A 14,380-nucleotide genomic window follows, 5' to 3' on the forward strand; every position below is an offset into this window, starting at 1 on the left:
GTATGAAGCAAAATAAAGGGTATGAGGAGTTAAATCAACCGTTTGAAATAACAAATAAACATAGAAGAATTCTATGGGGTGCAGTATTCTTAATGGCTACTTCATCTATTGGACCAGCATTTTTAACTCAAACGGCAGTTTTTACTGAGCAATTTCTTGCAAGCTTTGCATTTGCAATACTTGCATCTATTCTGATTGATATCGGTGCACAAATTAATATTTGGCGTGTTATCACAGTTGTAGGTAAAGGTGGACAAGATATCGCGAATGATGTGTTTAAGGGGTTAGGTACATTTATCGCAATATTAATCGCTATTGGTGGGCTAGCATTTAACATCGGTAACGTTGCAGGTGCTGGGCTAGGACTTAATGCGATATTCGGTTTAGATGTAAGAATTGGTGCAGGTATTACAGGCGTATTAGCAATTTTAATATTTGTTGTTAAAAACGCACAAAAAGTCGTAGATATTATTACACAAATATTAGGTGTACTCATGATTGCCATTGTTGCTTATGTAATGGTATTAACGAAACCACCAGTTGTCGAAGCGGCACAAAAAATGATTGTACCTGATGATATTAGTAAACTCATTGTACCAATCATCACATTGGTTGGTGGAACTGTTGGTGGTTATATTACATTTGCAGGTGCTCATAGATTGTTAGAAGCAGGTATCACTGGAAAAGGTTATATACCATTTGTAAATAGAGCGGCCATTTCAGGTATTTTAACAACGGGTATAATGAGAACATTTTTATTCTTAGCAGTACTTGGTGTTGTTGTTACAGGATTCACTTTAAATCCAGACAATCCACCAGCTTCTGTATTTGAACATGTATTAGGACCTGTCGGTAAACAAGTATTCGGTGTTGTATTATTTGCAGCAGCATTATCATCAGTAATTGGCTGTGCATACACAAGTACAACATTTATTCAATCATTGCATCCATCTATTAAAAATCATAGAAACTTAGTTATTATTATTTTCATAGTTGTTTCATCTATTGTATTCTTAACAATTGGTAAGCCGGTTAAATTATTAATTATTGCTGGTGCATTGAACGGTTTAATTTTACCAGTAACTTTAGGAACAATTTTAATTGCTTCTAAGAAGAAAAGTATCGTTGGTGACTATAAACACCCAACTTGGATGATTGTAATTGGTGTTGTTGCTGTTGTTACAACATTAATAGCAGGGGTATTATCATTACAAGGCTTACAAAGTTTATGGAATAGTTAAAAACGTATTTCAAAGTATACTAATTATGTTAATATAAATATTGAATGAATATGATGGAGTGATAAAGCATGATTGGTATTATTGGAGCAATGGAAGAAGAAGTAGAAATATTAAAGTCATCTATTGAAAATAGAGAAACAATCCAAATTGCACATGTTATTTTTTATAAAGGTAATATAGAAGATAAACAAGTTGTATTAGCACAAAGTGGTATTGGTAAAGTAAATGCTGCAATTACAGCAACATTACTAATCAATGAATTTAAACCAGATTTAATCATTAATACAGGGTCAGCAGGTTCTGTTGATAGCGAATTAAATATTGGTGATATCATTATTAGTAATAAAGTTTATTATCATGATGTCAATGCAACGGCATTTGGCTATAAATTGGGACAAGTACCAAGTATGCCAGAATTTTATGAAACTGATAGTAAATTAATCGACTTAGCGAAATCATCAATAGAACAGCTTGATTTAAATGGTATTGTTGGTGAGGTTGCTACAGGTGATAGTTTCATTGGCTCAATTGATCAGCGTAAAGTGATTAAATCTAACTTTCCTACTGCAAGTGTCGTAGAGATGGAAGCTGGTGCAATTGCGCAAACTTGTTACCAATATAATGTGCCTATTATTGTTACGAGAGCTGTTTCAGATTTAGCAGATAAAGAATCTGATGTTACTTTTGAAGAATTTTTAAAAGTAGCTTGCGTCAATTCTAGTAAAATTGTAAAATTATTATTAAATAGAGTGGCATAAGGAGGCAGTTTCATGTTAATATTAATGGCTATCGCTGTCATTGCTACAGCACTTGTTGGTTATGTGATTTATGCGAATACAGAAGTTGAAAAATCTTCTGACCGTGAAATTACAGAATAATATTTAGTGTTGCGAATCATAAGTGATTTGCAACACTTTTATTTTGTATTCAACTAAAGGAATGTATATATGATTTATGTTAAAATAAAAGATAATATTGAGGTGTAATAATGGGATTATTTACAAAATATTTTTTACCAAATGAATATGTTCAATCAGTATTTAATATCGAACCTGAACATTTAAAATCTAAAAATATAAAAGCAATTATCACAGACTTAGATAATACATTAGTAGGTTGGGATGTTAAAGATCCAACTGATGAAGTGAGAAATTGGTTTGAAAATATGAAAGATAATGGTATAACAGTTACGATTGTTTCTAATAATAATCAAGAACGTGTTGCGTCATTTTCATCAACATTAAATATTGATTATATTTTTAAAGCACGTAAACCACGTGGTAAAGCTTTTAGACAAGCAGCTAAATTAATGAACGTCAATAAGTCTGAAGTAGTTGTTATTGGTGATCAAATGTTAACAGATGTGTTTGGTGGAAATAGAAACGGATTATATACAATTATGGTCGTACCTGTGAAAAAGACAGATGGTTTCGTTACGAAATTCAATCGATTAATAGAAAGAAGATTTTTAAATTACTTTAAGAGAAAAGGTTTAATTAACTGGGAGGAATAAATTTGACAGAGTTTGCTAAATGTATTGGTTGTGGTGCAACACTTCAATCTGAAAATCCAAATGAAGCTGGATACGTTCCACAATCAAGTTTGAATAAAGAAGATGTCATTTGTAAAAGATGTTTTAGACTTAAAAATTATAACGAAGTCCAAGATGTTGATTTAACAAGTGAAGATTTTCTAAACATGTTGAAATCTCTTCACAATGAAGATGGTCTTATTGTCAATGTTGTGGATGTATTTGATTTAGAAGGATCTATGATACATCGCTTAAAAGATATAGTAGGTAAGAAAAAAGTCGTACTTGTCGCGAATAAAATGGATATCTTACCTAAAGCTATTAATAAAAGAAGAGTTGAAATTTGGTTAAGAAATCGTGCGAAAGATTTTGGACTTAATCCTGACGAAGTTGTATTGATTTCTGCATATAAAAATCAAGGAATTGATGATTTACTATCAACTATCGAGAAAGTAAGAGATGGTAAAGATGTTTATGTAGTGGGTACAACAAACGTTGGTAAATCTACATTAATCAATAGATTGATTGAAAAGAGTGTCGGTGAAAAAGAAGTGATTACAACAAGTCATTTTCCTGGTACAACATTAGATATGATTGATATTCCATTAGATGATGATTCATATATGTTTGATACACCTGGTATTATTCAAAGTCATCAAATGACGCATTACGTTACAGATAAAGAATTGAAAGTTGTTATGCCTAAAAAAGAAATTAAGCCAAAAGTTTATCAATTAAACGAAGAACAAAGCTTATTCTTAGGTGGCTTAGTTAGAGTAGATTATGTAAGTGGCGGTAGACGTTCTTTAACATGTTTTGTATCAAACGACTTAAACATTCATAGAACAAAGTTATCAAACGCTGAAGATTTATGGAAACGTCAAATTGGTGAGCTTCTTAAACCACCATATGATCCATCAAACTTTAACTTCGACAACTTAAAAACAACTGAGATTACAACCGAATCTGAAAGAAAAGATGTTATGATTTCAGGATTAGGATTTGTAACTGTAGATGCAGGTGCAGAAATACATGTTACGGCGCCTAAAGAAGTCGAAGTTACATTAAGAACATCTATTTTATAAGAGGTGAATTAAATGAAGTTTGGAGTTATCGGACATCCTATTAACCATTCGCTTTCACCGATTATGCACGCAGCAAGTTTTGAAGCATTAGGTAGGGAAGATGAATATGGTGCTTTAGATATTCCACCAGAACAATTTAAACATATTAAAGAAATAATAAATGAAAAAGCTTTAGACGGCTTTAATATTACAATACCTCATAAAGAATCCATCTTGCCTTATTTAGATGAAGTATCTTCAAATGCTAAGCATATTGGTGCTGTTAACACAGTTCTAATACAAGATAATAAATGGATTGGGTATAATACAGATGGTATTGGTTTTGTTAAAGGTTTAATTGAACATTACGGTAGCATTCAAGATCGTAAAATTTTAGTACTTGGTGCTGGTGGTGCGAGTAAAGGTATTGTTTCGGAAATGCAGAAGTTTACGAATCATAAAATAACAGTGGCAAATAGAACGATGTCTAGATTTGATAATTGGCAAATTGATATTGAAACTATAAGTCTGACAGATGTTCAATCTGTTCTTCATACATTTGATATTATTATTAATACGACACCGGTTGGCATGAATACACAGCATAGTGAATTCATTATTCCTGTGGAGAAGATAAGTAAAAATAGTTTAGTTTGTGATATTATCTATATTCCTGACAAGACACCGCTACTGCAAGCATGTGAACAAGCAGGTATTGCAATATATAACGGATTGGATATGTTCGTTTATCAAGGCGCAGAAAGTTTTAAAATATGGACGGGACAAGAAGCCCATATAGAATCAATGAGAAATAAAGTACAAGAGGAACTTAAAAGGAGATCATTATGTTAACAGGTAAACAAAAGAGATATTTAAGAAAAGAAGCGCATCATTTAGATCCAATTTTCCAAATTGGAAAAGGCGGATTAAATGACAATATGATAGAACAAGTGCAAGACGTACTTGAAAAAAGAGAATTGATCAAAATTCATATCTTACAAAATAATATGGATGATCATAAAGAAGTAGCTGAATCAATTGCTGAACAAGCAGGTGCTGAACTCGTACAACTTATCGGTAATATTATTGTCTTATATAAAGAATCTAAAGAAAATAAGAGATTAGAACTACCATAATATTATGAAAAAGCTCATGATCTATGGAGGTCAATTTAATCCAATTCATATTGGACATATGTTAGTTGCGAGTGAAGCATATCAATTTGTTCAACCTGATAAATTCATTTTCTTACCAAGTTATCAATCACCACTTAAAGAACATAACGAATCTTATTTAATAGAATCAGAACGTGTAAAAATGTTAGAATTAGCTATTGAAGATTTGCAATTCGGTGAAGTTGATGAGAGAGAACTTAATAGAAAAGGTACGAGTTACACATTTGATACAATTAAAGAATTTAAACAAGAATTTCCTGATTATCAAATATATTTTGTAATCGGTTCAGATCAATACGAGAATTTGCATAAATGGAGAAACATTGCAGAATTAAAAGAATTGTTAACATTTGTAGTTGTTAATAGAGAAGTTGATAAACAAGATGTTAAAGAAGGGATGTTAGCATTACACATTCCTAGAATTGATGTAAGCTCAACAGACATTCGCAATAGATGTAAAAATCGTCAATCTATAAAGATGCTCGTTACGCCACGAATTGAAAGATATATCAAAAGGGGACGATTGTATGAAAATTAAAAAAGCAGTCAAATTGGTTGAAGAAACGTTACCATCAAAAAGATATAATCACTCTATGAGAGTAGCCGAAACAGGTAAGAAAATGGCAGAAATCTTTGATGGTGACATGAAAAAAGTTGAATTAGCAGGTATACTGCATGATTTATGTAAATATGAAGAACTTTCAGCGTTATATCAAAGTGTAACGCAATATGATCTAGGGCAAGATTTATTGAGTTATGGCTCAGAAATACTACATGGACCAGTTGCTGCTGCAAGGCTTAAAGATCAATATGATATAAATGATGAAGATATTTATTACGCAATTTATAGTCATACGACTGGTAGAGCGCAAATGAATAAGACTGAAAAAATAATTTTTATTGCTGACTATATTGAACCTAAAAGAACAACTCCAGGTGTAGACGAAATTAGAGATATTGTCTTTAAAGAACGCAACTTGGATAAAGCAGTATATGAAATATCAAAACGTACAGTGTTACACTTAATTAATAAGGATAAAACAGTACATTTAAAAACTATAGAATGCTTAAATTATTATAATATGCATTCAGAACAATAAAGGAATGGTTAAATGAATTCAAATGATTTAATGAAACAAACGTTACTCGCATGTGATGATAAACGTGCTGAAGACATTATTGCAATTGATATGAAAGGTATTAGCGATATAGCTGATTATTTTGTTGTATGTCATGGTAACAGTGACAAGCAAGTTCAAGCTATTGCAAGAAATGTTAAAGATGAAGCGGAAATAAATGAAGTATTAGTGAAAAGACTAGAAGGCTTTAATGAAGCAAGATGGGTATTAATTGATTTAGGTGACGTTGTTGTACACGTATTCCATAGAGAAGAGCGTGATTACTACGACTTAGAAAGATTATATAAAGACGCACCAATTATCACTCTAAATGAGGTAGCACAATAATGGCATACAATCGTATGAGCCATTACTATGACCTTCTAACTGAAGATCAACCATATGATAAATGGAAACACATCGTCGGTCATTATGTTACAGGTAATGATAACGATATTTTGGATATTGGTTGTGGTACAGGACGCTTAACAGAACAATTATTAGAATATGGTCGCGTAAGTGGACTTGATTTAAGTGAAGAGATGTTAGAAGTGGCAGAAAGTCGTAATCCTAATATTAATTGGTATTGCCAAGATATGAGAGATTTAGACTTACCACAAAGTTACAATGTAATTACTATCTTTTGTGACAGCTTGAATTATATAACAGACCCTGAAGAAGTTCTTCAAGTATTTAACTATGTTAATCAATTTTTAAATGATGGTGGATTGCTAATATTTGATGTGCATTCGCTATATAAGATGAATCACCAATTTAATAACCGTAACTATATTGATGAAACAGAACAATTAACTTTAGCATGGCAAGCAATTGCTGGTGAAGAACCTAATAGTGTATATCATCAAATGTCATTTTTCATTGAAAGAGAAGATGGACTTTACGAACGATTCGATGAAGAACATTATCAAGTCACATATGAAATCGACCTTTATAAACAACTTTTAGACTTTGCTGGATTTAAAGTTGAAAGTGTATTTACTGATTTCAATATCGATCAATTTGATGAAAATGGCGATAGACATTTTATAGTTGCAAGAAAGTAATTTAGAACACTTCCTACGTTTAATAATGTAGGAGGTGTTTTTTTGAAATATATTTATGAAATGAAGGAATGGCTAATAGAGAATTACCAACTTGCAATCATCATGATTGTTGTATTATTTTTCATTTGTAATAGCCTTTTCACTGGTAATGATGATAATGAAGCTATCATTCATCAACAAGATACAACAAATGAAGTTAAACAACAGTCTTCAGATGATAACGCTGTTGATAAGACAGATGAATCTAAATCTACTAAAGAAGTTAATAGAAACGTAGTAGTAGATGTAAAAGGAGCTGTTAATTATCCCAATACATATACTATGTCTTCAAAGGATCGCGTACATGATGTATTAAAGAAAGCTCAAACAAAGCATAATGCAGATTTGTCTAAAATCAATTTATCAGAACGACTTAAAGATCAAATGTATATATATGTTCCAATAAACGGCGAACATGTGCCTAGTGTTAATACAAACCAATCTACAAATGATAAAGTAGAAGTCAATATTAATACAGGTGATAAATCAGAAATCGAAAAGTTACCTGGTATCGGTCCAAGTAAAGCAGATGCCATTTTACATTATAGAGAAACAAATGGAGAATTTAAAACTGTTGATGATTTGAAGAAGGTTAAAGGATTTGGAGATAAAACAGTCGAAAGTTTAAAAGATTTTATCGTTTTAAATTAAATTGCATTTATACTTGTTAAATTTTACAATAAGAATATATGAAAGGTAGGTCGATGTGTAATGGATAGAATTGAATGGAAAGAATACTTTATGGCTCAAAGTCATCTATTATCATTAAGGTCAACGTGTGAACGGTTATCTGTCGGTGCAACAATCGTTAAAGATAATAGAGTGATTGCTGGTGGATATAATGGGTCTGTTTCAGGAGAAGAACATTGTATAGATAATGGCTGCCTTGTAGTGGACGGTCATTGTATAAGAACTATTCATGCTGAAATGAATGCGATTATACAATGTGCTAAGTTAGGTGTTTCCTCAGAAGGTGCGACTATTTATGTTACACATTTTCCTTGTCTAAATTGCACGAAATCAATTATACAAGCTGGTATTAAACAAATTTATTATGCTGACGATTATCATAATCATACATATGCAATACAACTGTTAGAACAGTCCGGTGTACACTACGAAAAAATCAATTTCCATCCAGAAGACATTATTAAATATTTAAAGTAAGGACTAATATTTAAGATGTGGTTTTATTTTGCACTTTATTTATTGTCCGGTTTAATTTTCTTTGTACATCCTTATGTAAGTATATTCATGCTCATTATCTTAGTTATAAGTTGCTATATTAAATGGCAATCATTAAAAATTTTGGTAATGAGCTTTATATTTTTTATGATAGGTTACTTAATTTATCCAAATGATCCATTACAATATTACGAATCATTTAACGTCTCAAAAAATCATAAAAATTATACTGAAGTGATTCAGTTTGGAGATAAGTTAACGATTGATGGAGACGGCTTTCAAGCTGAAGGACAAATCCATAATCAAACGTTTAAAGCATTTTATACGATTAAAAATGAAAAAGAAAAGCTTAAACTTTTAAATCAAATGCCGTATTTAAAAAATTGTCGTATTACTTACTCTTTAAATCAAACTATACCTAATACTAACGCATTAAAATTTCAATACTTTGAGTTTTTGCAAAATCATGATATTAAAGGTGTTATTAAAATAGAACAATTATTTTTTAATACTTGTACAAGTCGGTCATTAAATATGATCGAACGTATTCAACTATATCGAACGAATTTAATCCATGAGATGAAACAACTTGATATAGATGGTGTTGATGATATTATTGCGCTCACTTTAGGGGATACAACTTATTTAAGTGAAGAAAGAATAGAGCAGCTTAAAAAATTAGGTATATATCATTTATATGCTGTAAGTGGATCGCATGTCGCATTGTTAAATATATTTTTATTCAAATTATTACTTAGGATGAACATCAAATATCATCATGCCGAGAATATGATATTTATTTTATTACCTATATATGCTGTTTTAACTAGTTTAAGTCCGAGTGTTCTTAGAGCAGTAGGTGTGGTAATGGTTTATATGATTTTGAATAAAGTCATGAAAATAGACGCTTTACAAATACTATCTATCACTTTCATTGTTTATACAATTTATAATCCTCATATTATTTTCGATATTGGTTTCCAATTATCCTATATCGTCTCCACGTTTATCATTTTATGTATACCACTTATAAAATCTTTCAATACAATCCACAAAATCATTACGATCAATGTCGTATCTCAATTATCCTCATTTGTCATATTACTGATTCACTTTAATACTTTTCAATGGCTAGGATTTATAACAAACTTCATCTTTATCCCACTTTTTGAATTAATTATTTTTCCACTTGTGATGTTATTCATGTTGATGTTTGCCACTTTTGGGGAAGTTCCTAATTTATTTACGACACTAATAGAAATTTGTATGAATCAAACTTTTAAATTAATAGATGTTATGAGTCGTATTCCTATAAATGAGTTGGTCGTTAAAAATCTAACCGAATGGATATATTTAATCATTCTCATTATAGAAGTGTTAGTTTTAATGTTATTTATTAAAAGGATATATATTAAATCTTTACTCCTTTTCACAATGTTAGTCATTGCCATCACATATCACTTTAATCATAACGAGGTTGTTTTAAAATTTCTTGATATTGGTCAAGGAGATGCAATGATTGCTTATCATCATGATGTGAATCAAATTGTGATGATTGATACTGGTGGTAAAGATAAATTGAAGAAGAAACCGTGGCAAACTAGAAATAAAATATCAAATTATACAGATTCAATTATTGTGCCCGAACTTAAAGAAATGGGATTTCAAAAGATTGATTATTTAATCATTACACATCCACATGCAGTTCATATGGGAGAATTAGCTACTTTGAGTAAAAAGGTATCAATTAAACATTTAATTATCAACAAGAAGACTTGGGATAGTCGTGAATTAAAACATTTGTTAGAAGAGGTTAAAGAAACGAACACACAAATTGTAGATAGCTCAAATTTGAATGAATTAAAGATTGGAGAATCGACGTATAAATTTTTTAACCAAAATAGTCCGAATTATGAAGATAAGAATGATACGTCAATCGTTACTGAAATCACTTCGTTTGGCAGAACAATATTAACGACGGGTGATGCAACAGAAAAGGTAGAGCAAAGTATATTGAGTCAACTTAAAGGTAATTATGATATTTTAAAAGTAGCGCATCATGGTAGTTTAACAAGTACAAGTGATAGTTTTTTATTCAAAGCAAAGCCACAAATATGTGTTATAAGTTCTGGTCGACATAATAGACACGGGCTACCGAAAGAGGCCATTGTAAATAAACTTAAACAAAACAATTGTAAAGTGTTCAATACACAAGATTACGGAATGGTGCAATTTCAAATCAATAAAGACACCATGATGATGACAAATGGACTACAAGAACATAATAAAAAAGCTTACAATCGACAGTAGTCGTTTGTAAGCTTATATAAATGGATTTGATATATTAGTTTGGTAGTAAACTGAATACTTGTGCAATAATATAAATTGCAGCTAAGAATACAAAACCAATTATAAATCCAAATCCAGAGTCTTTAACATCATTGTTACGCCCTTGAGTATTTTCACCTTCAAATCTGTTCATATGACTCCCTCCTATACTTACTTTCATTATATGATATTAAACTTAAAAATGCTATACTTAATTAGAACTTTATAAGAGAGGGAGACTTATTTTGGAAGACAATATTGTATTGAATTATGGTGCAGTAAATGCACTTATTGAGAAAAAATCTGACGAAATTATAAATCAATATTTAGGTGGAGAAAGAGACGATTTCAATTATGTTAAATTTGATTTATACGAAACACCTATTTCAAGTGCGATAGAAGAATCATTAACTTTACCATTCCTCTCAGACAAAAAAGTTGTACATGTTAAGAATGCTTACCTTTTTACAGGAGAAAAAGTTAGTACTCAAATTAATCAAAATATCGATCAATTGATTCAATTTATTGAACAGTATGATGGTGATACGTTAGTCGTGTTTGACGTGTTTAATGAGAAGTTAGATGAGAGAAAGAAACTCGTTAAAACAGTTAAGAAAAATGCAAGACTTAATAAAATTGACCAAATGACTGAACAAGAAATTAAACAATGGATTAAATCTTATTTGCATGAACAATATAAAGATATTAAAGAAGATGCATTGATAGAATTTCTAGAACTGACAGGAATTCAATTTAATATAATTAAAGCGGAATTGGATAAATTAGTGTTATTTATTGGTGATGAAGCGGTTATTAATAAACAGGACGTTAAAGAAATTGTGAGTCGTTCTCTAGAACAGAATGTATTTTTGTTAACGGAATATATTCAGAAAGGTCAAAAAGAAAAGTCTATTAATTTACTGAAAGACTTAATCAATATGAAAGAAGAGCCGATTAAGCTGTTAGCGTTAATCACAAGTAATTATCGCTTGTATTATCAATGTAAGATACTTGCTGGTAAACATTATAGCGAACAACAAATTGCTAGAACGATTGGTGTACATCCATATAGGGTAAAACTGGCATTACGTATTACTAGAAAGCTATCACTCGATCGTTTATTAGCGACTATTGATATTTGTGCTGATACAGATTACCAATTGAAATCTTCATATATGGATAAAGTACTCATATTAGAACTTTTCATTTTGAAAATATAAGATATGAGGTTGGTATTTCATTCCATAAAAAAAGGGCGCGACACAGAATGTTCTGTGTCACGCTCTCACATAATTAGTTAGCTTTTGACATTAAGCTTGATTTAATTCTATCAGCTTTATTTGAATGAATTAGATTGTTTTTAGAAGCTTTATCAACTTTTTTAACAGCTAATGAAACTAATTCAGCTTTGTTTTCAGCATTGTTTTCGATTGCAGTTTTAGCAGCTTTTACAGCTGAACGCATATCATTTTTTTGTGAAATGTTAGCAGCGTCTTTCTTTTCTGTAACAGCAACGCGTTTAATAGCAGATTTAATGTTTGGCATGAGAGTCACCTCCTAAATATGTTGTCCGTGATCAAATATTTTTTGATTGCAACAAAAAATATTTTATCAAATGTAGGGCATAAGTGCAATGATTATTTACACATTCCTTATAAAGCATAACACTTTATTGATAGTTTGATAATACGTTTGCATTTATTTCATAAAGACGGTATCATATCAAAGATGCGACTTACATTTAATACATGTAAAATTAACGAGAAAGTTGGAGTTCAAATGGACAGAACTAAACGCCTAGAGCGCCAAAATAAAATTAGAAACTTTTCTATCATTGCTCATATTGACCATGGTAAATCTACGTTAGCTGATAGAATTTTGGAAAATACAAAAAGTGTAGAATCACGTGAAATGAAAGAACAATTATTAGATTCTATGGATCTTGAAAGAGAACGTGGTATAACAATCAAACTTAATGCTGTTCGATTAAATTATACTGCTAAAGATGGGGAAACATATATCTTACATTTAATTGATACACCGGGGCATGTCGATTTTACATATGAAGTTTCAAGATCACTAGCAGCATGTGAAGGTGCGATTTTAGTTGTTGATGCTGCACAAGGTATCGAAGCACAAACGTTAGCAAACGTATATTTAGCTTTAGACAACGACTTAGAATTAATACCTGTTGTCAATAAAATCGATTTACCTGCAGCTGAACCTGAGCGTGTTAAACAAGAAATTGAAGACGTAATTGGTTTAGATGCAAGTGATGCAGTACTTGCAAGTGCTAAATCTAATATTGGAATTGAAGACATATTAGAGAAAGTTGTAGAAATGGTGCCACCTCCAGAAGGTGATCCAGATAACCCATTACAAGCGCTTATTTTTGATTCTTCTTTTGATGCTTATAGAGGTGTAATTTCTTCTATACGTGTTGTTGAAGGTTCAGTTAAAGCTGGAGACAAGATTCAAATGATGTCTACAGGTAAGACATTTGAAGTTACTGAAGTGGGGATTAATACACCGAAACAACTTCCAGTTGATACTTTATCTGTCGGGGATGTAGGTTATATTGTAGCTTCAATTAAAAATGTTGGAGATTCCAACGTTGGTGATACTATCACTTTAGCTGACAGACCTGCTGAGAAGCCGTTAAAAGGATATAAAAAGATGAATCCAATGGTATTCTGTGGATTATATCCAATTGATAATAGTAAATACAATGATTTAAGAGAAGCACTTGAAAAGCTTCAACTTAATGATGCATCTTTAGAATTTGAAGCTGAAACTTCTCAAGCTTTAGGCTTTGGTTTCAGAACAGGTTTCTTAGGTTTACTACACATGGAAATTATTCAAGAAAGAATTGAAAGAGAATTTAATATTGAACTGATTGCGACTGCACCGTCAGTTATCTATGAATGTGAATTAACAGATGGCGAAAAATTACAAATTGATAATCCATCACAATTCCCAGACCCACAAAAAATCAACAGAATATATGAACCATACGTTAAAGCAACAATGATGGTTCCGAATGATTATGTTGGTGCTGTAATGGAACTATGCCAGAAAAAACGTGGTAACTTTAAGACGATGGATTATTTAGATGATATTCGTGTCAATATTATTTATGAACTTCCATTATCTGAAGTTGTATTCGATTTCTTTGATCAGTTGAAATCTAATACGAAAGGTTATGCATCGTTTGATTATGAATTAATCGGATATCAAGAAAGTAAACTTGTTAAAATGGATATTTTATTAAATGGTGATAAAGTAGATGCATTAAGCTTTATCGTCCATAAAGAGTTTGCATATGATAGAGGTAAAGCAATAGTAGATAAATTAAAAACATTAATCCCAAGACAACAATTTGAAGTACCAGTTCAAGCAGCAATTGGTAATAAAATAGTAGCTCGAACAAACATTAAATCTATGGGTAAAAATGTTTTAGCAAAATGTTACGGTGGGGATATAAGCCGTAAACGTAAGTTACTTGAAAAACAAAAAGCAGGTAAAGCTAAGATGAAATCAGTAGGTAATGTGGAAATTCCACAAGATGCATTCTTAGCCGTGCTTAAAATGGATGAAGAATAATTTTGAAACAGCTGCATAATATGTAGCTGTTT

The 14,380-nt window shown here is 31.0% G+C and carries 17 protein-coding genes; 15 read left to right on the forward strand and 2 right to left on the reverse strand.

Annotated elements, in window-relative coordinates; genetic code table 11:
• The first annotated feature begins 2 nt into the window (after positions 1 to 2).
• From LQ611_RS02600 to LQ611_RS02660, 13 genes are all read left to right on the forward strand, one after another.
• Complete coding sequence (locus LQ611_RS02600; RefSeq protein ID WP_103360755.1) at positions 3 to 1,241, forward strand: NRAMP family divalent metal transporter; 1,239 nt, start codon at positions 3 to 5, stop codon at positions 1,239 to 1,241.
• Between the two features lie 68 nt (positions 1,242 to 1,309).
• On the forward strand, positions 1,310 to 1,999 hold the full coding sequence (locus LQ611_RS02605) for a 5'-methylthioadenosine/adenosylhomocysteine nucleosidase (RefSeq protein WP_107565849.1): 690 nt from the start codon (positions 1,310 to 1,312) through the stop codon (positions 1,997 to 1,999).
• A gap of 230 nt (positions 2,000 to 2,229) precedes the next feature.
• Entirely contained in the window at positions 2,230 to 2,754 is a 525-nt protein-coding gene (locus LQ611_RS02610; RefSeq protein WP_025904225.1) for a YqeG family HAD IIIA-type phosphatase, read from the forward strand.
• 2 nt (positions 2,755 to 2,756) lie between these two features.
• Positions 2,757 to 3,857 (forward strand): ribosome biogenesis GTPase YqeH, encoded by a 1,101-nt coding sequence (yqeH, locus tag LQ611_RS02615; RefSeq protein WP_107565848.1) that lies wholly within the window; start codon positions 2,757 to 2,759, stop codon positions 3,855 to 3,857.
• Positions 3,858 to 3,869: 12 nt separating this feature from the next.
• Entirely contained in the window at positions 3,870 to 4,688 is an 819-nt protein-coding gene (gene aroE / locus LQ611_RS02620; protein WP_103360668.1) for a shikimate dehydrogenase, read from the forward strand.
• Complete coding sequence (gene yhbY / locus LQ611_RS02625) at positions 4,682 to 4,972, forward strand: ribosome assembly RNA-binding protein YhbY (protein WP_103360667.1); 291 nt, start codon at positions 4,682 to 4,684, stop codon at positions 4,970 to 4,972. The genes aroE and yhbY overlap by 7 nt, the downstream gene beginning before the upstream one ends.
• 16 nt (positions 4,973 to 4,988) lie before the next feature.
• A complete protein-coding gene (gene nadD, locus LQ611_RS02630) occupies positions 4,989 to 5,549 on the forward strand; it encodes a nicotinate (nicotinamide) nucleotide adenylyltransferase (protein WP_173400392.1) in 561 nt (186 codons plus the stop codon).
• Positions 5,539 to 6,111 carry a bis(5'-nucleosyl)-tetraphosphatase (symmetrical) YqeK gene (gene yqeK, locus LQ611_RS02635; RefSeq protein ID WP_025904220.1) on the forward strand — a complete coding sequence of 191 codons (573 nt, stop codon included), beginning with the start codon at positions 5,539 to 5,541 and terminating at the stop codon, positions 6,109 to 6,111. Before nadD ends, yqeK begins: the two co-directional genes overlap by 11 nt.
• Before the next feature lie 12 nt (positions 6,112 to 6,123).
• A complete protein-coding gene (gene rsfS, locus LQ611_RS02640) occupies positions 6,124 to 6,477 on the forward strand; it encodes a ribosome silencing factor (protein WP_048539678.1) in 354 nt (117 codons plus the stop codon).
• Positions 6,477 to 7,193 carry a class I SAM-dependent DNA methyltransferase gene (locus tag LQ611_RS02645; protein WP_103360666.1) on the forward strand — a complete coding sequence of 239 codons (717 nt, stop codon included), beginning with the start codon at positions 6,477 to 6,479 and terminating at the stop codon, positions 7,191 to 7,193. The genes rsfS and LQ611_RS02645 overlap by 1 nt, the downstream gene beginning before the upstream one ends.
• A 42-nt stretch (positions 7,194 to 7,235) precedes the next feature.
• On the forward strand, positions 7,236 to 7,883 hold the full coding sequence (locus LQ611_RS02650) for a helix-hairpin-helix domain-containing protein (RefSeq protein WP_232339595.1): 648 nt from the start codon (positions 7,236 to 7,238) through the stop codon (positions 7,881 to 7,883).
• A 60-nt stretch (positions 7,884 to 7,943) separates the two neighbouring features.
• Positions 7,944 to 8,399, forward strand: coding sequence for a ComE operon protein 2 (locus LQ611_RS02655; RefSeq protein ID WP_037588364.1), 456 nt, complete (start codon positions 7,944 to 7,946; stop codon positions 8,397 to 8,399).
• A gap of 165 nt (positions 8,400 to 8,564) precedes the next feature.
• A complete protein-coding gene (locus LQ611_RS02660) occupies positions 8,565 to 10,727 on the forward strand; it encodes a DNA internalization-related competence protein ComEC/Rec2 (protein WP_239709323.1) in 2,163 nt (720 codons plus the stop codon).
• Positions 10,728 to 10,761: 34 nt separating this feature from the next.
• Here the strand turns inward: LQ611_RS02660 and LQ611_RS02665 are convergent, their stop codons facing one another.
• Complete coding sequence (locus LQ611_RS02665) at positions 10,762 to 10,899, reverse strand: YqzM family protein (protein WP_075577996.1); 138 nt, start codon at positions 10,897 to 10,899, stop codon at positions 10,762 to 10,764.
• A gap of 91 nt (positions 10,900 to 10,990) precedes the next feature.
• On the opposite strand from LQ611_RS02665, the gene holA reads away from it, so the two are divergent.
• Positions 10,991 to 11,965 carry a DNA polymerase III subunit delta gene (gene holA / locus LQ611_RS02670; protein ID WP_103360664.1) on the forward strand — a complete coding sequence of 325 codons (975 nt, stop codon included), beginning with the start codon at positions 10,991 to 10,993 and terminating at the stop codon, positions 11,963 to 11,965.
• Positions 11,966 to 12,038: 73 nt separating this feature from the next.
• Here the strand turns inward: holA and rpsT are convergent, their stop codons facing one another.
• A complete protein-coding gene (rpsT, locus tag LQ611_RS02675; RefSeq protein ID WP_025904213.1) occupies positions 12,039 to 12,290 on the reverse strand; it encodes a 30S ribosomal protein S20 in 252 nt (83 codons plus the stop codon).
• Positions 12,291 to 12,524: 234 nt separating this feature from the next.
• Here rpsT and lepA point away from each other — a divergent pair, with 234 nt between their 5' ends.
• Positions 12,525 to 14,348 (forward strand): translation elongation factor 4, encoded by a 1,824-nt coding sequence (gene lepA, locus LQ611_RS02680; protein WP_049318748.1) that lies wholly within the window; start codon positions 12,525 to 12,527, stop codon positions 14,346 to 14,348.
• Positions 14,349 to 14,380: the final 32 nt, after the last annotated feature.

Origin of the sequence: Mammaliicoccus sp. L-M44 (assembly GCF_022386355.1) — a bacterium.
In the GTDB taxonomy this organism is placed as follows: Bacteria; Bacillota; Bacilli; order Staphylococcales; family Staphylococcaceae; genus Mammaliicoccus; species Mammaliicoccus sciuri_A.

Excerpts from the sequence above, each read along its gene's own strand:
- rsfS (WP_048539678.1), top strand. The coding sequence starts at position 6,124 with ATGAATTCAAATGATTTAATGAAACAAACGTTACTCGCATGTGATGAT.
- LQ611_RS02605 (WP_107565849.1), top strand. The coding sequence starts at position 1,310 with ATGATTGGTATTATTGGAGCAATGGAAGAAGAAGTAGAAATATTAAAG.
- nadD (WP_173400392.1), top strand. The coding sequence starts at position 4,989 with ATGATCTATGGAGGTCAATTTAATCCAATTCATATTGGACATATGTTA.
- LQ611_RS02645 (WP_103360666.1), top strand. The coding sequence starts at position 6,477 with ATGGCATACAATCGTATGAGCCATTACTATGACCTTCTAACTGAAGAT.
- yhbY (WP_103360667.1), top strand. The coding sequence starts at position 4,682 with ATGTTAACAGGTAAACAAAAGAGATATTTAAGAAAAGAAGCGCATCAT.
- lepA (WP_049318748.1), top strand. The coding sequence starts at position 12,525 with ATGGACAGAACTAAACGCCTAGAGCGCCAAAATAAAATTAGAAACTTT.
- LQ611_RS02655 (WP_037588364.1), top strand. The coding sequence starts at position 7,944 with ATGGATAGAATTGAATGGAAAGAATACTTTATGGCTCAAAGTCATCTA.
- LQ611_RS02600 (WP_103360755.1), top strand. The coding sequence starts at position 3 with ATGAAGCAAAATAAAGGGTATGAGGAGTTAAATCAACCGTTTGAAATA.
- yqeK (WP_025904220.1), top strand. The coding sequence starts at position 5,539 with ATGAAAATTAAAAAAGCAGTCAAATTGGTTGAAGAAACGTTACCATCA.
- LQ611_RS02660 (WP_239709323.1), top strand. The coding sequence starts at position 8,565 with ATGATAGGTTACTTAATTTATCCAAATGATCCATTACAATATTACGAA.
- rpsT (WP_025904213.1), bottom strand. The coding sequence starts at position 12,290 with ATGCCAAACATTAAATCTGCTATTAAACGCGTTGCTGTTACAGAAAAG.
- aroE (WP_103360668.1), top strand. The coding sequence starts at position 3,870 with ATGAAGTTTGGAGTTATCGGACATCCTATTAACCATTCGCTTTCACCG.
- LQ611_RS02665 (WP_075577996.1), bottom strand. The coding sequence starts at position 10,899 with ATGAACAGATTTGAAGGTGAAAATACTCAAGGGCGTAACAATGATGTT.
- LQ611_RS02610 (WP_025904225.1), top strand. The coding sequence starts at position 2,230 with ATGGGATTATTTACAAAATATTTTTTACCAAATGAATATGTTCAATCA.